Source organism: Acinetobacter qingfengensis (genome assembly GCF_008693185.1).
GTDB lineage: Bacteria > Pseudomonadota > Gammaproteobacteria > Pseudomonadales > Moraxellaceae > Acinetobacter > Acinetobacter qingfengensis.
Genome location: NZ_VXKN01000002.1, coordinates 187,281 through 206,023 on the forward strand (window position 1 = coordinate 187,281; position 18,743 = coordinate 206,023).

General features: G+C 36.6%; 19 protein-coding genes and 1 pseudogene. 10 read left to right on the forward strand and 10 right to left on the reverse strand.

What is annotated here, in order from left to right; all coding sequences use genetic code 11:
• Positions 1-313: 313 nt before the first annotated feature.
• The 6 genes and pseudogenes from F4V57_RS03365 to F4V57_RS03390 form a co-directional block, all read right to left on the reverse strand.
• Positions 314-901 (reverse strand): TetR/AcrR family transcriptional regulator, encoded by a 588-nt coding sequence (locus tag F4V57_RS03365; protein WP_070070381.1) that lies wholly within the window; start codon positions 899-901, stop codon positions 314-316.
• Between the two features lie 273 nt (positions 902-1,174).
• Entirely contained in the window at positions 1,175-2,047 is an 873-nt protein-coding gene (locus F4V57_RS03370) for an arginase family protein (protein WP_070070382.1), read from the reverse strand.
• A 15-nt stretch (positions 2,048-2,062) separates the two neighbouring features.
• Positions 2,063-3,040, reverse strand: coding sequence for a quinone oxidoreductase family protein (locus F4V57_RS03375; RefSeq protein WP_070070383.1), 978 nt, complete (start codon positions 3,038-3,040; stop codon positions 2,063-2,065).
• Positions 3,041-3,334: 294 nt separating this feature from the next.
• Entirely contained in the window at positions 3,335-3,907 is a 573-nt protein-coding gene (locus F4V57_RS15050; RefSeq protein ID WP_070070384.1) for a sugar O-acetyltransferase, read from the reverse strand.
• 140 nt (positions 3,908-4,047) lie between these two features.
• Positions 4,048-4,758, reverse strand: a pseudogene (locus F4V57_RS03385) (DUF5655 domain-containing protein); the annotation flags it as partial.
• A 41-nt stretch (positions 4,759-4,799) separates the two neighbouring features.
• Entirely contained in the window at positions 4,800-5,663 is an 864-nt protein-coding gene (locus F4V57_RS03390) for a hypothetical protein (RefSeq protein ID WP_070070385.1), read from the reverse strand.
• Between the two features lie 359 nt (positions 5,664-6,022).
• Between F4V57_RS03390 and mutS the strand changes: the two genes are divergently transcribed.
• The 3 genes from mutS to F4V57_RS03405 all read left to right on the forward strand — a co-directional run bounded on the left by mutS (position 6,023) and on the right by F4V57_RS03405 (position 10,111).
• Complete coding sequence (mutS, locus tag F4V57_RS03395; RefSeq protein WP_406564528.1) at positions 6,023-8,629, forward strand: DNA mismatch repair protein MutS; 2,607 nt, start codon at positions 6,023-6,025, stop codon at positions 8,627-8,629.
• 191 nt (positions 8,630-8,820) lie between these two features.
• A complete protein-coding gene (fdxA, locus tag F4V57_RS03400; RefSeq protein ID WP_070070387.1) occupies positions 8,821-9,150 on the forward strand; it encodes a ferredoxin FdxA in 330 nt (109 codons plus the stop codon).
• A 232-nt stretch (positions 9,151-9,382) separates the two neighbouring features.
• Positions 9,383-10,111 carry a D-Ala-D-Ala carboxypeptidase family metallohydrolase gene (locus F4V57_RS03405; RefSeq protein ID WP_070070388.1) on the forward strand — a complete coding sequence of 243 codons (729 nt, stop codon included), beginning with the start codon at positions 9,383-9,385 and terminating at the stop codon, positions 10,109-10,111.
• An 83-nt stretch (positions 10,112-10,194) separates the two neighbouring features.
• Here the strand turns inward: F4V57_RS03405 and F4V57_RS03410 are convergent, their stop codons facing one another.
• On the reverse strand, positions 10,195-11,532 hold the full coding sequence (locus F4V57_RS03410) for a CitMHS family transporter (RefSeq protein WP_070070389.1): 1,338 nt from the start codon (positions 11,530-11,532) through the stop codon (positions 10,195-10,197).
• A 369-nt stretch (positions 11,533-11,901) separates the two neighbouring features.
• Positions 11,902-12,537 (reverse strand): alpha/beta hydrolase, encoded by a 636-nt coding sequence (locus F4V57_RS03415; RefSeq protein WP_070069656.1) that lies wholly within the window; start codon positions 12,535-12,537, stop codon positions 11,902-11,904.
• A gap of 119 nt (positions 12,538-12,656) precedes the next feature.
• On the opposite strand from F4V57_RS03415, the gene yaaA reads away from it, so the two are divergent.
• Positions 12,657-13,430, forward strand: coding sequence for a peroxide stress protein YaaA (gene yaaA, locus F4V57_RS03420; protein WP_070069657.1), 774 nt, complete (start codon positions 12,657-12,659; stop codon positions 13,428-13,430).
• A 90-nt stretch (positions 13,431-13,520) separates the two neighbouring features.
• On the opposite strand, the gene fumC is transcribed toward yaaA, so the two are convergent.
• Both fumC and F4V57_RS03430 read right to left on the reverse strand, forming a co-directional pair.
• Positions 13,521-14,912 (reverse strand): class II fumarate hydratase, encoded by a 1,392-nt coding sequence (fumC, locus tag F4V57_RS03425; RefSeq protein ID WP_070069658.1) that lies wholly within the window; start codon positions 14,910-14,912, stop codon positions 13,521-13,523.
• 172 nt (positions 14,913-15,084) lie between these two features.
• Positions 15,085-16,101, reverse strand: a complete 1,017-nt coding sequence (locus F4V57_RS03430; protein ID WP_070069659.1) for an SDR family NAD(P)-dependent oxidoreductase — start codon at positions 16,099-16,101, stop codon at positions 15,085-15,087.
• 79 nt (positions 16,102-16,180) lie between these two features.
• Between F4V57_RS03430 and tusD the strand changes: the two genes are divergently transcribed.
• The 6 genes from tusD to accB all read left to right on the forward strand — a co-directional run bounded on the left by tusD (position 16,181) and on the right by accB (position 18,729).
• Positions 16,181-16,552: a sulfurtransferase complex subunit TusD gene (gene tusD / locus F4V57_RS03435; RefSeq protein WP_070069660.1), complete on the forward strand. Its 372-nt coding sequence runs from the start codon at positions 16,181-16,183 to the stop codon at positions 16,550-16,552.
• A 39-nt stretch (positions 16,553-16,591) separates the two neighbouring features.
• Entirely contained in the window at positions 16,592-16,945 is a 354-nt protein-coding gene (locus F4V57_RS03440; RefSeq protein WP_070069661.1) for a hypothetical protein, read from the forward strand.
• Between the two features lie 62 nt (positions 16,946-17,007).
• Positions 17,008-17,238, forward strand: coding sequence for a hypothetical protein (locus tag F4V57_RS03445; RefSeq protein WP_141729224.1), 231 nt, complete (start codon positions 17,008-17,010; stop codon positions 17,236-17,238).
• Between the two features lie 9 nt (positions 17,239-17,247).
• Positions 17,248-17,562 (forward strand): TusE/DsrC/DsvC family sulfur relay protein, encoded by a 315-nt coding sequence (locus F4V57_RS03450; protein ID WP_070069663.1) that lies wholly within the window; start codon positions 17,248-17,250, stop codon positions 17,560-17,562.
• Between the two features lie 272 nt (positions 17,563-17,834).
• The gene (gene aroQ, locus F4V57_RS03455; protein ID WP_070069664.1) at positions 17,835-18,284 is read left to right on the forward strand and encodes a type II 3-dehydroquinate dehydratase; all 450 of its coding nucleotides are present in this window, start codon (positions 17,835-17,837) and stop codon (positions 18,282-18,284) included.
• Between the two features lie 25 nt (positions 18,285-18,309).
• Positions 18,310-18,729, forward strand: coding sequence for an acetyl-CoA carboxylase biotin carboxyl carrier protein (gene accB, locus F4V57_RS03460; RefSeq protein WP_070069665.1), 420 nt, complete (start codon positions 18,310-18,312; stop codon positions 18,727-18,729).
• Positions 18,730-18,743 lie beyond the last annotated feature (14 nt).

Genomic DNA, 18,743 nt, shown 5'->3' on the forward strand with positions numbered 1-18,743 from the left:
AATTCACAGTTAGTGATCAATAGCTTTATGTATTTTGTTTTTTTAAAATAAGTGTCTATGCCCATTAAATATAATTAGCTTTGAAATATCTGAAAAAAGCCTAATGATTGTTTAAAACAAGCATAGAACTTTTTTAAATCCATTTAATAAAATAATACCTATAATCTTGCAAAGATATAAAACATAAATTTAATCTTGATACACTTATTACTTCTAACATTATCAGCAATAATTTAGTATTAATTGATAATGTTAGAAATAGATACAATTAAAACTTGGTTATTTTCAACATAATTTAAAAAAATTAAAAATATCAGTTAATATGTTTAATAACCAATAGCCTTTCCAAAATAGATTTAAATGATGATATATCCTTTGTTAAAGAAAAATCGACATTAACCGCTTTACGACAAATTAATCCATCAATAAGTGCAAATATAATAAGTGTAATTTCATTAACATCAATTAAAGGATTAAATTCACCGGCCTCAATTCCTTTTCCTATAATTGTTGCTATGCCTTTTCGCATTATATTGTCACTGGAAATAAATGTAGATCTTAATTCTTCATTTCTTGAAGACTGAGCCATGATTTCAACCCAAAGATTGTGTGTAACCGGGTAGCCAACTTCACTAATACATTGATTAATCAAATGATATAATCTCTCAAAATGAGAACTATCATAATTTTTTGCATGTTCATTAAGCGCAGATTTTTGTTCTTCAAGAACAATTGCTTTAATTAATTCATCTTTACTCTTAAAATAAACATACATTGTTCCTTGTGCAATTCCAGCTTTTATCGCTATTTCACGCACACTTGTTGCATTAAATCCCTTTTCTGCAAAACAATTCGCTGCTGCCAGTATTAATTTGTGATAAGTATCTGTATCCTTTGCCATAATAATCTGGTAACTCTATGCTGTTAACATCTTTTTAATACTTCGTTAATGATAATTAATTATGTGGGTCATAATTAAATATTTTCCATTAAGACATTTGATCATCAAAATTTCAAACTATTATTCTCTATCAACAAATATTTAAAACTAATGAATTTGACTCACATTATATTGAGTATCAAACCCAAATATTAATGCAAGTCAAACCAACAATTTATTATTAATACTAAAAATAATAGATTTTTACATCTATTTCAGATCAGTTAAAAAATATTATTGATTACCTAATAGCGGAAGTTTTAAGAGAAAATTCTGTAAATTTACAGCATCCCATGGTAAATGCTCTGCAATTGTAATACCTACTGCTTCAGCATGTAAAGTGGCTTCATGAATTAACTTAGCGACATCTTCCATAGTAAGTTCCCCTTCTGCCACATTACCAAATTCATCTTTTGTTCTTCCCGGTTTGGCAAACAGGACCGAACGAAACATTGATGGATCAAGTACATCTAAATCAATATGAATTGCCAAGTATTCAATTTCATTATCTTTTATCCATTTTTCAATTACATGATTATCAGATTTAACTTGTTGAGGAGAACAAGTAGCAATATCGTAATGTTTGATAAAATCGCGTTCATACTCTAATGGATCATGAATACCCGCAATCATCACTTTAGCTGGAGAAATTGGATGATTTACAGCGTCTGTTAATGCTTTATCTCCATGACCCAGTAAAGCTCCAAGTACGTGTGCATGTGCATTTGGATATTGTGCCGGTGTCTGTACGTCAGGATGAGAATCAATCCAAAGTACACCTAACTTATTACCATAATGTTCACTTAACCAAGCAAATGGAGCCAGTGAAACAAGACAATCACCTCCCAGCACGGTTAATGTATCAGGTTTATGCTTAGCAATTATACGCGCGGCATCTGCCAATTGTGCAGTAACTGCAACACGTCCAGTCATTCCATCTTCTAATACTAAAGATTGATTTGCAGGTGGAATGACATTAACTTCTTCAGTGATATCATTGGCTGGCGGTGCAAGCCAAGCTAAAAGCTTAGAGCCGAGATAATAAGGTGGATTATCACCACCCTGCCATTGTGGAAATATAAGTCTTAAATTAGATTTACTAGACATCGTATTAATTCCTTCTTAGTTATTCAATTTTAGAATAATGGTTCCAACTGCTTGACGAGAGCATAAACGCTCGTAGGCAGCATCGAAATCATTTAAATCATACGTACTATCAATTACTGGCATCAATTTACCGCTAGATATCAGTGGTGTTATCTGCTTGAATACCGATTTCACCTGTTCATCTGTTTCCATCCATGCATCATATCCATAGATACGTTTTTCATTAACAACAACGTCTACCAAATCAATTTCAGCACGATGACCACCAACAAAACCAATTGTGACTAATCTTCCTCTTGGTTTGATAACAGTAATTAAATTCGAAAATAATGTACCGCCAACAACATCAAAAGCGGCATCTGCACCCTGATTTTCAGTAATCTCGTTAATAGTCGAAATCATATCCTGAGATGAAAGGTCAATGACCTTCCATGCGCCTGATGAATAGGCAGGCTTTACTTTTGAAAATGAAGAAACTACAGCAATTGGCTTAGCACCTAAAACTTTTGCAGTCTGAATAAGCGCATGCCCAACTGCACCGGTTGCACCAGATATAACCACGACATCGTTTCTTTGGATTTGACCAATACGATTCATGGCCTGCCACGCAGTGACATAATTAACTGGTAATGCAGCAGCAAACTCGAAATTGTAACCATCAGGCAATGCTATTAATCGCTTGTTTTCAACTAAAGTCCATTGTTGCTGTAAACCATCTTCTGTGATACCGAGCTGCCCTCCACCATAAATTGCAACACGTGTTCCTTTCAGGAACTCTTCACTTTCTTCAATAATACCCGCACCATCATTACTCAAAACAAGTGGTGCCTTCGCCATTGAAAACAAACCTGATCTAATCTGATTCGATAACGGATTTACTGTCACGGTATATATTTTTACCAATGAGAAACCTACTTTAAGTTTTGGTATAGGCCTATCTTCAATCGTCATAACAGGACTATCACCAAATTCTGTAGTGACCAATGCTTTCATGATTCCTCCTAAGGAAATATCAATAATGAATGAATGATCATTCATTTTAGTTTGATTTTGATTTTATGTCTACATACATAAATTACGTTATGAAATAGAAAATAATTAATTTGAAATACGACATCTAAACCAAAGCATAATTGCGTACTTACGGTCTGTCACCTATATATTTCTGATAATAATCGGTGTATTACTCAGACTTTAACAAACCTGGGAAAGTCTTGAATAGGCTGCTATATCACAGAAAAATTGGCTTTATTTTCATTTACATCAATATCAACCATGACATTCAGATCATGGTTTTTCAATATCATCAATTTTTTTCAAAACTCTACAAGGATTGCCAACAGCAACAACATTGGCAGGTATTGACCGTGTTACGACACTACCCGCTCCAATAATTGAATTATCACCTATAGTTACTCCAGGCATAATAGATACACCAGCCCCAATCCAAACGTTATTCCCTATATTAATTGGTTTTGCATACTCTAAACCGCTATTACGTAAATCTCTTTCAAGTGGATGGCCTGCCGTATAAATCCCTACATTTGGAGCAATAAAGACATTATCACCTATTTTAACTTTAGCTCCATCTAATATAACCAAGTTTACATTGGCATAAAAATTATTCCCTATTTCAATATTGAATCCATAATCGCAATGCAGCGGACCTTCTATTACAAAATCTTTTCCAATATTCCCAAATAATTCTTTTAGAATTTTATTACGCTCTTCTTGCTTAGTTGGATGCAGATGATTCAACTCATGTAATACAATCTTTGCTCGCAGTCTCATTTCTAATATTTCTACGTCATAATTTGCATCATATAAAAGTCCAGAGGCAGCTTTTTGTATTTCATTCATTGCACTTCAACCTAGAGATATTTGGAATAAAATTAATAAAATCTGATCAACTAATATAATTGGACGTGGCGATTATTAACCAGATTTTTCATTTAAAGTTAATCTAAGTAATTTTTTATAGCTTTCAATACAGACAAAAGTTTTTTATTTCTTTTAAAAGAGATATAAAGCTTTGTTACATTAATTTCTAAATCTGGGACTAAATTTAAAATTGAATCTCTAAACTGTTCATAAATTTCTTGAATATCATCTGATTTGTCCGCAAGATGATAATCTTCATCATACTGCACTATTTCTTTTGCAATTTTCTGAATTTCTTCCGATTCTACACTTTTAACTTGCTGAATAGATGGTGCAGATTTAGTTTTTTGCATTGGATTAATGGTAAGAATCTCACCCTGATAGCGTTTGATTTCCCATAACTCTATACTTAAGTCTTTAAAGTTCGTTGATTGCTTTTGGAAATCTGTAAAGCTCGGCGAAACAAAGATAATTCGACTTTGTGACCAATCTACATCTTGCCGCTTTAGGTTTTTAGCCTGACTTTCATTGTATTCAACAATAAAATCTGCTTTGTATTCAAGCATTAGATTTAAGTAAGAAATTCCTTGGTCAATTACGCTATAGTCACGTTCACGTTTGTATTCAATGATCACAAATGCTTTGCTCTCAGAATCAAATGCAAGTGTATCAATGCGGTTATTTTTGATGGAAAACTCAGATTTAATAAATTCTAAACCCGTGAATTCAGATAGGTTACGTTCAAAAATAATTTGAATGTCTTTTTCTAACTGAAAAGGTCGTTCAACTAACCCTTTTAGCATATTTGATTGTAATTGAAAAATTTGCATTGAATCCCCTGACCTCACTAGCAATCAATATAACCTTTTCATTAATTATTCATTTCGACATATTTACCTTTATCCAATGCATATTGCAAAACAATTTTTTTAGATGTTTTAGGTGTATTGGTATCAGTATAAATTACTTCTATCGGATAATAGTCTGCTTGATTCGCTTGTACCCTCAATGTTGATGTTATTACTGAAGCCATCTCTGGACGATCAGCATAATAGTTCTCGGTACTACCGCCACCAGAGGCTATACTCATGATTTTTAATTGTCCAATATCTGGCAACAAAACTACATACCAAACAGATTCTTCTTGGCCGCCTGCACCAGTATAGGTTGTCCGCATATAACTACCAGTGATATTACGCCCAAAACGCTGAAAATTTTGCATAAACTGATCATTAAAATCACTCTGTAAATGGCCATCACCCGATGGAATATCATTTTGATCTCTTGCAGAATTGATCAATTGAAACTGGCCATTTTGTTTTTTATATATGAATAAATCTAATTGACTTCGACATGCTCGGCAGCTTTGAATATAACCATCATAAATTTTGACTTTTTCTACGATTACCAAGTAACGTAATTCACCCTGAATATTTTTATATTCAATTGTTGGATGAATAAAGCCAAGTACATTTGCCTCAATCTGCCGAGACGGATAATTTCTAAAATATTCATCAAGTGCTTTTGGTTCCACATAAGCCATTGGTTCACTCACCGTTTTTGGGTATGCAGATTTCATAATTGTATCAATATCTAATTTATCTATTTTTTTAGTTAATATATTTTGTGAGAGGGTTGATTTTGCATTATCCAGAACAGGATTAATTGTTTGACATGCCGAAAACAAAAAGCTACTCGCCAGAAGACTAAACAGAAATAGATTTTTTGTTTTCATCAGAGATCCTATAGTCATTAATTTAGATAAACATCTGCTGCAACAAACTTTTTCCATTATTTAATGTGTTCGAAATGCTCAGGCTAAACAAAATATCAAAAAATCATACACTCTGTAAGACAAAAACCTGCTTTATTTGCTTTTTTCTTATGATGCTGTTCATTTCTTCAATATTGATAAAGCAATGATTACTGGTTTAAACTTAAAAGACCTAATTTTTTGTTCTTGATTAGTTCAGATTTAGCCTTACTCTCTTGGATCGATGTTTATGCTTGTTTTTATAAAAGATATTAAATTTAAAGGATTTAACACCAGTGAATAATAATAAAATTAATACAGATATTTCATCTCATACCCCTATGATGCGTCAATATCTTGAAGTCAAGGCACAACATCAACATGCCTTACTCTTTTATCGTATGGGTGATTTTTACGAACTATTTTTTGATGATGCACATCGAGCCGTTAGAATTCTGGGTATTACTCTGACTCATCGAGGCAAATCCAACGGTGAACCGATTCCAATGGCGGGCGTTCCTTATCATTCTGCTGAAGGTTATTTAGCTAGACTGGTAAAAGCTGGTGAAACTGTTGCAATCTGTGAACAGGTTGGTGAGGTGACTGGTAAGGGCCCTGTAGAAAGAAAAGTCGTACGTATTCTTACGCCTGGAACCCTTACAGATGATGCTTTATTAAGTAGCACACAAAATATTAATCTAGTCGCATTAACCATTAAACAAAACCAAATGGGAATTGCTATTCTTGATCTCAGTGCAGGTTTATTTCGCGTGCAACAACAAGAATATAAGCCCGATCAGATTGGACTAGAAATGGCGCGTATTAGCCCAAATGAACTTATTATTGATGAAGATCTGGTCGATAAAAATATTATTGACTTCATTAAACAATCAATTGATTGCCCAGTCACGACCCGTCCAAACGTAGATTTCAATCTGAAAAATGCTTACAAAACCTTGTGTGATCAATTTTGTATAAAATCACTGGCCGGATTTGGTCTGGATGAGTTAGAACTTGCACAGGCTTCTGCCGCAGCATTAATTCACTATGCGAGAGAAACTCAAAAATCTGCTTTGCCTCATCTTACCAGCATTAAAGTTGAGCAACCCGAATACTTTATCGCACTGGATCCAACCACTCGCCGTAATCTGGAAATTATTGAACCGCTATTCGAACACGGTACATCATTATTTCATTTGCTGAATGATTGTAAAACAGCAATGGGCGCACGTTTACTGGGCAGACATTTAACCCAACCCATCCGCGATACTGCGCAACTAGAACATCGCTTAAATGCAGTGCAAACATTATTGCAAGGATTTCATGAAGAACCCGTTCGTTTAGTTCTGAAAGAAATTGGCGATATTGAACGGGTTTTATCACGTATTGCTTTGGGAACTGCACGTCCACGTGATTTAGTACAGTTACGTCAAGCTTGTGGTCAATTACCTTTTTTACATCATGCACTAAAAACAGCTCTAGGTAATCAAGATGTTGCCCTACAAAAAATTGCCACTGAACTTGGGCAATTTCAATATATTTATAATCGTCTAAATACAGCTGTCGTAGACATGCCGCCAGTACTTTTACGTGAAGGTGGTGTCATTGCGGAAGGATTTGATCCTGAACTGGATGAATTAAGGCAAATTCGTGATCATGCCGGACAATTTCTGGTAGATCTGGAAATTCGTGAACGTGAAACATCCGGTATCCCTACCCTGAAAATCGGTTACAACCGTGTCAGTGGTTATTATATCGAACTCACTCGTGCTCAGGCTGAACAAGCTCCGGCACATTTCATACGTAGACAGACCCTAAAAAATGCTGAACGCTACATTACACCAGAGTTAAAATCCTTTGAAGATAAAGTTTTATCCAGTGAATCCCGAGCATTACAACGAGAAAAGCTACTCTACGAGATGTTATTGGAGGAATTAAGACAGGATATTTTGGCTTTACAAACCATGAGCCGAGCAATTGCAGAACTTGACGTATATTGTAACTGGGCCAATCAGGCACGTATTCGACAGTGGTGTCGTCCGGAGTTTCAGCTTGAAGCAGGAATTCATATTCAAGCCGGTCGCCATCCTGTTGTGGAAGCACTTATCAAAACACCCTATGCAGCCAATGATACCCATCTTGACCACCAGCACCGTCTGGCTATTATCACCGGCCCAAATATGGGCGGTAAATCGACCTACATGCGGCAAACTGCATTAATTACTTTACTTGCACATTGTGGTAGTTTCGTTCCGGCAAAATCGGCAAAAATCAGTAGTATTGATCGTATCTTTACCCGAATTGGGTCTGCAGATGATCTATCTTCAGGAAAATCAACCTTTATGGTGGAAATGACTGAAACAGCACAAATTCTACATCATGCCACCAGCCAGTCACTGGTATTAATGGATGAAGTAGGACGAGGAACCAGTACTTATGATGGCCTATCTCTGGCTTGGGCTTGCGTACTTGATCTTGCCAAACGTATCAAATGTCTATGCATGTTTGCCACACATTATTTTGAGCTTACCGAATTAGGTAATGAAAATTTTATTGATAACTATCATGTTGTTGCCAAAGAGCTAAATGGACAACTGGTTTTATTACATAAGGTCCAAAATGGACCTGCCAGCAAAAGTCATGGTTTACAAGTGGCTAAATTGGCAGGTATTCCATTAAATGTCATTAAGACAGCACAAAAAAAACTGGCCTTACTAGAACAGCAACAACATATTACTCAAAATCCACAAGCTGATTTATTTGATCATTTATCAACAAAATCTGATGAGGAAACAACTTTACCTCAATCTGTAAACACCATTGAAAAAGTTATTGAAATTGAAAAACCGTCAATTGTTGAACAACAACTCGCCGATATGAATCTGGATGACCTCACACCAAGACAAGCATTGGAAAAATTATATGAATTAAAGCGGTATTTATCCTGAACAAATCTTAAAAAAGCAGCATTAAACCTATCTATTGACACCTAAAATTGATAGTCATTCTTCTTTAGAAGAATTTCTAATGCTTTTACATAGTTTTTATAAACTATATCAATAAAAGAGATTGGTACTTTGCTGTTTTTTTTCTTAGAATAAGCGAAATTTTTCTAAACTCATTTTAGGTAGCTGTCGCCATGACCTTTGTTGTTACTGAGAACTGTATTAAATGTAAATATCAAGACTGTGTTGAAGTCTGTCCTGTAGATTGTTTCTACGAAGGTCCAAACTTCTTGGTCATTAATCCAGATGAATGTATCGACTGTGCATTATGTGAACCGGAATGTCCGGCAAACGCCATTTTTTCGGAAGATGAATTACCGGAAGGTCAGGAAGTTTTTATCGAAATCAATGCGGAATTATCGGAAAAATGGGCTGGAAACAACATCACGCAAATTGGCGATCAACCAGAAGATCGTGAAGAATGGAACGGTAAACCTGATAAACTACAATATCTAGAACGCTAATTATCAGTATTAATCGGCATTCGGACATCCAAAAGGTGCAATTTTGATTGCACTTTTTATCTTTATCAAAAATCTCTATAAACAAAAAAATCGATTCAGACAAATTTTTTTACGTCACCACCACCAAGCCCATACAATTCCTTGCAAAGCAATTTTGTTTACTGCATAAAAAACCCTTACAATATAACATTACAGCTTAATCCCGTATGTTTGCTACGATGACTATTTCACGATGATTATTAAAAGTTTACCGCAAATTCTCTCTATAAGTTTTTTTACACTTGGCCTTGCCGGTTGTACCACGACAACACTGGATGACCGTCATTTACCTGCATCACAGCCTAAACGCATCATTATTCAACAGCAAGCTACAACAGCACCCAGTGCTAAATACTGGCTGAAGCAGCCACCAGCAGATTACATTGTGTGGTTAAATCAAGATAATAATCAACAACGTGTTGCACGATATGAGCAATTTCTAAAAGACAATAAAGTCGATGGCGTTGTGCCCATGTATCAATTATTGCGTAGTGCACGCGACTGGCAAAAATGTAATAGTACACCTTATGCCGTACCCTCCGCAGAGTTATGGTCAAATTCTCTGGCGACCATCAAAATTCTGAAATTTATGGTCGACAGTAATGTTCTCAGAGATTTTGAAGTTACCTCGGTTTATCGGGATTATTCTTTAAATATTTGTGCAGGTGGCGCACCTCGGTCCAAGCATGTCTATAATGCTGCGATTGATTTTCGTCTAGGGCCTGAAGGCACACCAAGCACTGAAGATCTGTTAATCATCGAAGATACCAAAATCAAACTGTGTAATTTCTGGCGTGATTATGGGCAAAGTCTGAATATGGGGCTGGGAGTTTATGCATCAGGACAAATCCATATTGATACTCAGGGTTACCGTACTTGGGGGCCTGATTTAACCCGTAACACATCCATTTGCCATTTCTAGATTTAACACTTGTTCTTATTTACAGATTAAAAATCCTGCCAAAGATTTACCTTGCAGGATTTTTAACTGGATGTTTTAGAAGTTTAAATCATACTCATCAAAGGAAAAACACCAAAGATTAATGCACTACTGGCTAATACGCCACAGGTAATACATGCCCATTTCAGGGTGAATTTCTGATGATCTGCAAATTCAACTGCGGCCAAACCACACAGCAAATAAGTTGATGGCACTAAAGGCGACAAAAGATGCACAGGTTGCCCTACAATTGATGCCCGTGCAATCTCTACAGGCTGGATTCCATAATGCGTTGCAGCTTCTGCCAAAATAGGCAATACACCAAAATAAAATGCGTCATTCGACATAAAAAAGGTTAATGGCAAACTTAACACAGCAGTAATTGGCGCCATATATGGCCCCATGCTTTCAGGAATAATCGATACAAAACCCTTCGACATGGCTTCAACCATACCTGTACCCGATAAAATACCCGTAAAAACGCCGGCAGCAAAGATAACACCAACAACTGCCAAGACACTGTCTGCGTGTGTTGCAATACGTTTTTTCTGCATATCCAGGTTGGGATAATTTACCAACATCGCAATACAAAAGCCCAGCATAAATAAAATAGGCATAGGCAAAATACCTTTCACTAAAGATGCCATCAAAACAATGGTTAAAATGCCATTAAACCAACGTAAATGTGGACGTTGCGCTTCAGGATCCTTGGAAATCGTAATATTATCGCCATGACTAACATCCAGATCAATAACACCTAAGCGTTTACGTTCATAGCGACCATATAAAAAGGCCAGAAAAAATAACCAGCCAATAGCCACCAACATAGATGGAACCATTGGTAAAAAAACATCACTGGCATCTACTTGTAAAGCACTTGCAGCACGTGCAGTCGGTCCCCCCCAAGGCGTCAGATTCATCACACCACTACTGAGCAACATTAAACAAGTCATTACCAACGGATTCATACCGATACGTTTATACAACGGCATCATTGCCGCCACACAAATCATATACGTTGTTGATCCATCACCATCAAGTGAGACCACCAACGTTAAAAAAACTGTACCAATAGTAATCTTTAATGGATCCCCTTTTACTTTACGTAAAATCCATTTCACGGAAGGATCGAATAACCCGGAATCAATCATGATGGCAAAGTACATGATGGCAAATAAAAGCATCACACCAGTAGGTGCCAGCTTCTTAATACCATCAAGCATGGTTTGACCCAGTGCATTTAGTTCAATATGACTTAAACTGTCAAAATGAAAACCTAATGCCCAAGCAATGATTGAAAATAAGAATGGAATAGTAATTAAGGCAATCAGGGCACTCATCCTTTTGGACATAATCAAATACATAAATGTCATGATCATGCCAATACCGAGTATCATAAGCATGTTTTCTTCCTTGTGCTGAGGATTAATATATTTAAATCCTATTTGTCCTAATACTGAGTTCTCAGTAATTAATACTGACCTCAATATATTTGATATTTTCTAATGTAAAATAAACTTTTAACCACACAATTTAGACTAATGTCTAAAAAATGTAGATATTTTCATCAAAATAACTTTTTAAATATATAATATTTAATTCCCACCTCGTATTTTTAATAAAAATATTATTTCCACATAATTTAATATAAGAAAGGATTTAATTATAAAATTAAATCCCATATCTTAATTAAATATAATTTATTAAAGTTAGAAAAACGACGAGATGAATATCTTTTCCTTTTTTTATTTACAAAAAATATAAAACGCAATTTAATTTGATTCAATCAAATAATAGCGCTCAATCACCATACGTAATGGCTTTAGATAACCTGTAAAAAAATGATTGGCACCCGGCATGATCGTAATCGGATGACGTTGTGGTTTGGCCCAGTTAATAGTATCGCTTAATGGTGTAATATCATCCTGTTCGCCATGAATCAGAAAAATATCATCATCAATTTCAGGAGTTTGATAATTGACAGCGCCACGGACAAAACCACAGGGTAAACCTGCCAATACCAGTTGTTTCGGACGCTGTGTTGCTTCGAGTAAATGATACGCTTTGGCCCAGACATGCGAGCCAAAGGAAAAACCACCACCATAAAAAGGAAGGTCTGGATAGCACTTTTGCAACACCTGACTTATATGAGCAATATCAATACTTTCTCCATGACCTTGATCATGTTCCCCTGCTGATTGCCCCATTCCACGGAAACTTGGACGCCAGACTAAACATCCTTTTTGCACCAAAATATCTGCAATCAATTGCGGAATTTTATGTTGTGGATTACCACCCATTAACGGATGCGGATGAGTAACTACAGCAATTGCTTTGATGTGTTCAGGACGATCTTCAAAAATTTCTATCGCTCCTGCTGCTCCCTGAATAAAAATTTGTTCTGTCATATTTCACCTTTCACTGTTAGAGCCATTCTAACAATTTTTCGAGACTACAAATCACTGCTTGGCATAAAAAAACAGTTTTGTTACAGTGTAGATATTTTAAATATCAATCATTCTGTCTTATGTTTATTGTGATTTCTCCAGCGAAAACGCTCGATTACCAATCCGAACTGATCACCGATCAACATACTCAGCCTCGGTTGTTGAAGCATTCAACTGAACTCATTAAGCATTGCCAACAGCTTTCTGTAAGCCAACTGGCTAACCTAATGAAAATCAGTGATAAACTAGCACAACTCAATGTTGAACGCTTTCGGGACTGGCAAGCAGATTTTGATTTACCACAGGCACGGCAAGCCATTTTCGCATTTAAAGGTGATGTGTATACCGGGCTTGATGTTGAAAGCCTAAGCCATGAAGATATTGAATTTGCTCAAAAACATCTACGAATCCTGTCTGGTTTATATGGTTTATTACGACCACTGGATTTAATGTTGCCTTATCGATTGGAAATGGGCACGAAACTAAATAATCAATATGGACATGATCTTTACCAATTTTGGCAAGATACCATTACAACTTTACTCAAACAGGATATGCAGCAACAAAATGATGATGTGTTAATTAATCTGGCTTCAGATGAATATTATAAAGCGATTACTGAAAGTAAATTATCTGCCAACATCATTAAACCTGTTTTTCTCGATCAAAAAAATGGCAAATATAAAGTCATTAGCTTTTACGCCAAAAAAGCTCGGGGGTTAATGTCACGTTTTATTATCCAAAATCAACTTAACCAGATTGAGCAACTCAAGGCATTTAATCTAGATGGTTATTATTTTGATAAGGAAAACTCCAACACTCAAGAGCTGGTATTTAAACGAGATGAGCAATAACGTCTATTGCATGTTTTTTCTAACAATCTAAAAAATGAAGGACGTTTCAAAACGTCCTTCATTTCAATCTAAAATAATTTTTAAAAAATATTATTGATTTGGAAACACCATTTTTGCAGGCTGTACCACCTGATCAAACTGCTCAGCGGTAACCAATCCCAACTCTACAGCAACCTGTTTTAAGGATTTATTTTCCTTATAGGCAGTTTTAGCGACTTTTGCTGCATTTTCATAGCCAATTACAGGATTTAATGCCGTAACCAACATTAGAGAATTATGTAGGAAGTAGTCAATTTTTTCCTGATTTGGCTCAATTCCAACTGCACAATTTTCATTAAAGCTATTGGTTGCATCACCCAATAATTGAATAGACTGCAATAGGTTAAATGCTATAACGGGCATAAAGACATTGAGTTCAAAATTACCAGAAGCCCCAGCGATATTAATTGTCGTATCATTTCCCAATACTTGTGCAACTACCATGGTCATGGCTTCAGATTGAGTTGGATTAACTTTACCCGGCATAATACTCGAACCTGGTTCATTTTCTGGAATACGTAACTCGCCCAATCCACAACGCGGACCACTGGCCAACCAACGGATATCATTGGCAATCTTATTCAGGCTGGCTGCAACAGTTTTTAAAGCACCCGATGCAAATACTGCTGCATCACGTCCGGCAAGTGCTTCAAATTTGTTTGGCGCAGTCACAAAAGGTAAACCTGTTAATTCTGACAATTTTTCAGCAGCTTGTTCTGCATATTCAGGATGGGCGTTTAAACCTGTACCTACAGCAGTTCCACCCAGAGGTAATTCATATAAACCCTGTAAGGCCTGATCCAAGCGTTTTAGACCGTGATCCAACTGGCTGACATAGCCACTAAATTCCTGACCAAGTGTTAAAGGCGTTGCATCCTGTAAGTGGGTACGACCAATTTTGACAATGTCTTTAAAGGCTTCAGATTTATCGGACAAAGTATTACGGAGTTTTTTGACCGCCGGAATAAGTAATTCATTAATTTGAATAGCAGCAGCAACATGGATCGCTGTTGGGAAAGAATCATTGGTAGATTGCGCACGATTGACATGGTCATTTGGATGAACCGGTTTTTGTCCACCTAATGGTTGCCCAAGTTTTTGATTGGCAATATTTGCAATGACTTCATTACAGTTCATGTTACTTTGCGTACCAGAACCTGTCTGCCAAACCACAAGAGGAAACTGGCTATCCCAGCGCCCAACGATCACTTCATCTGCTGCACCAACAATTGACTCAGCAATCTCCTGAGGGATTTGTTGTAAAGACGCATTGGTGATTGCTGCAGCCTTTTTTACCAATCCCATTGCACGGATCATGGCTCTTGGCAAACGCTCCTGACCAATTTTAAAGTTTTGCAAACTTCGTTGTGTCTGAGCGCCCCAAAGTGCTTCAGTGGGCACTTCAATTTCACCCATCGTGTCATGTTCAATACGTGTTGGCATTTCATTCTCTCCATCGGATGTTGTTGCTTGAATTCTGGCTAGCAACATACTGAACCGGTATGGCTGGCTAGACGGTATCTTCGCAGAATTTATGCAATAATGCGAGTGATTACCATTTAAAATATCGCATTTAATTTAAGGTTTATTGACATTTTCATTAAGAATTTATTGATCAATGATCAACAAGTCCCAAACTTTTTTGATAAAAATTCCATTGATCAGTAATTGCCTGAGCTAAATCCTGTTCAGGTTTCCAATCTATTGTTTGCTGAATTTTTTCAATATTAATACCAACCTGTGCAAATTCTTCTGTAATTTCTGGATAAGGTTGTTGTGTGATATTTGCTTTTGTAACGGTTTCGACTTGCTGAATAAGCTGTAGGATACTGGTTAGTTGACTCGAGCCAAGATTAAAGTTTTCTAAAAAATTTTGCTGATTGTTCGACCAGATCATCAATTTGTAAACTGCATTTACCACATCCATCACATGAATAAAATCACGTTCCGAACTGCCATCCTGCGTATCGAGATCCTGATGATATAGCTCAAAAATATCTCGCTGCTGTGCAGCAACCTGTAAAATATTTAGAAGTACGGATTTAGGTAATGGCGCGACCCATTCACCGATTTTGCTGTCTGTATATGCTCCAACAACATTACTTAATCGAAGATTGCTAATTTGCCAATAATCATCCGCACGAAAAACGTCATGCAGAATCTGTTCATTTTGCTGTTGCGCACGAACATAAGGATTTTGATGCTTGACATGAAATTCATCATCTTCTTTAAATTTCTCACCACTTTGCCCATAGACCATTGCCGAAGATAAATTAACCAGTCGCTTTACACCACTACGCTGCATGGCTCTAAGTACACTCATCAAACATCCCTGATTGTTATTATAATAATCCAGTGGACGTAATACCGACTCATTCACACTTTTAAATCCGGCAGTATGAATAACGTAATCAATAGGATATTGTTCAAATACTTTTTGCAAAACAGGTGTATTACGAACATCCATACGAATAAAAGGAATATATAAATTCGTGTTATACTCTAATCGCTCAAGCATGGGCATCGAGGATTGTGACAAATTATCCACCAATACGACCTCGTGTCCTCTGGACATTAAATCCAGTGCGATATGACTACCGAGATAACCTAAACCACCTGTCACTAAAATCATTCGTTATTCCTCATGCTGCGAGTTAAATTCTTACGTTTATTTATCTGATCATTGTATGTATATGTAGTAGAGTAACTCAATGCAATCAACTTTGCTCCTTGTTACGGCATCTCCTCACTCACGTCTAGCCTATCACGCCCTCAGGCTGGCTCAGGCCATGCAAAAAAAGCAACAATCTTTTTGCGTATTTTTCTATCAGGATGCTGTGAGTATCGCCAACCAATACTTGTGGCGTGCTGAAGATGAAATTAGTCTAACTCAGGAATGGCAAAACTTACACATTCCCCTACCTGTTTGTGTCAGTGCCGCATTATCCAGAGGAATTACCGATCAGGAGAATGCCACACGCCACCAATTACATCATGATAATCTTGCAGAAGGATTTACACTTACCGGTCTAGGAACACTGGCAGATGCTATAAGTTCTGCACGACATATCATCCAATTTTAATATGCACCCAAATCAAAGTGCTTTGCAATGGAATATTGTGTGAAAACTGTACTTATTATTTTGACCCAGAATGACCAGAGTCAGCTTAATGTGAATGAAAGCATTGCTGCACTAATGCTTTTCGCCAGTTTTAATATCAACATTCATATACTATTTAAGGATGCTGCCCTAAGTCTACTCAATCCTGCAAATGTTATTGATGAAAAACTGAAACAATTTATAAAACCAACTGCAAAAATGGTGGAAAGTTTTGAGTTTTATGATATTGAAAATTTCTATGTATTAAATATAGATAAAACTCATCCACTGGTTAAAAATACCCATATTCAGCTTCAGTTCATTGATCTTTCTGCTGATTTTATACAGCAATTTGATCATATCATTACTTGGTAAATACCATGCAAAATTTTGATCAACTTTTCATCCTACAGTGCAATTACCATAGAATTACAAAAATGCTAGATGAGTTAACTGCAATTGCTGAGCATACAGCTCAAATTGTTCTCATAGAGGATGCCGTATTTGCTCTGAATCATCCAAAAATTGCTGCATTTAAAAACATTGCCATACTCAGTTCAGATGCACATTTGCTTTCTACACCAATCGAATCCACAGTTCGATATATCGATTATGATGAGCTGGCGGATTTTATTGCACATGCAAAAAAAGTCATTACATGGAAATAGGATATATTGATGTTAACGCTTGAACTCGATCAGGATGGGCATTTGGTAGATTATCAACAATGGTCACCAGAAGCAGCACAACAACTGGCAAATAATCTGGAGTTACAACTTACCGACTGGCATTTTAGCGTATTAAATGCACTACGAAACTTCTATACAGAATATGGTTATGCACCAGCAACACGTCCATTAATCAAGTATTTAAGCAAAATGGTCAATCCAGAAATTAGCAATCAATTACTAATGCAAAAATTTAACACTGGCTTGGTTGCACGACATTTGAACCGGCTTGCAGGACTTCCCAAACCTCCTAATTGCCTATAAATCAGCTTGTTATATCAAAATCATTGTATTTTGGAACTAACTTTATCCAAGAAAAAATGATACTTGGATATGGCAAAACTGCTAAATTTCACTGTAATGCTAAAAAATAGATGCTAACAAGATTCTCAGAATTTCTCATAAAATTTGATAGTTTTAAACATTGTGAAGATGTTATTTTTTGCTTATCTTGCGTAGATTATTTGGCATTTTGCGATAAATTTGTCGTGATCTTGATATATTCAGCAATAAGTTAATTGTGGAATGATGTTTTTATGCAAACTCGCATTTTAGTGATTCACGGTCCCAACCTGAATCTTTTAGGACAACGTGAACCAGAAGTTTACGGGTCTACGACTTTAGCAGATATCAACACGACACTCATCCAGAAAGCAAATGCTGCACAGGTCGAACTGACAACTTTTCAAAGCAATTGGGAAGGTGCCATCATCGATCAAATCCATCAGGCATACCAGCAAGGCATCGAATTTATTATCATCAATCCAGCTGCATTAACACATACTTCAGTAGGTGTACGTGATGCGCTACTTGGTGTACAAATTCCATTCATTGAAGTCCATCTCTCCAATGTTCATGCACGGGAAACATTCCGTCATCGCTCCTATTTATCCGATAAGGCTGTAGGCGTAATTTGTGGTTTGGGCGCACTTGGCTATGAATATGCACTGGATTTTGCCCTACAACGTATTTTATCTTCAACCTAATATTGCCGTAAGGAAATCAACAACTATGGATATCCGTAAAATCAAAAAACTCATTGATCTTATGATTGAGTCTGACCTGCAAGCAATAGAGGTGAAGGAAGGCGATCAAGCCATTTCGATCACACGCCCTACACCAGTTGTTGCGGCGGCTGCTCCTGTGTCTGTTGCCGCTCCTGTCGCTAAAGCACCTGAAGTAAAAACCTCACGTGGTGCTGTCGAAACTGCACCAATGGTTGGCGTATTTTATGCCGCGCCAAACCCTGGTGAAGCGCCATTTGTTAAAATTGGACAAACTGTGACTGCTGGTGAAACGCTTGGTATTATTGAAGCCATGAAAATCATGAATCCAATCGAAGCAACGCAAAGCGGCGTAATTGAAGAAATTTTAGTTAAAAATGGCGATGTCATTGAATTTGGGCAACCTTTATTCCGCTATCGTGCTTAAGCTGAAGGATTGCT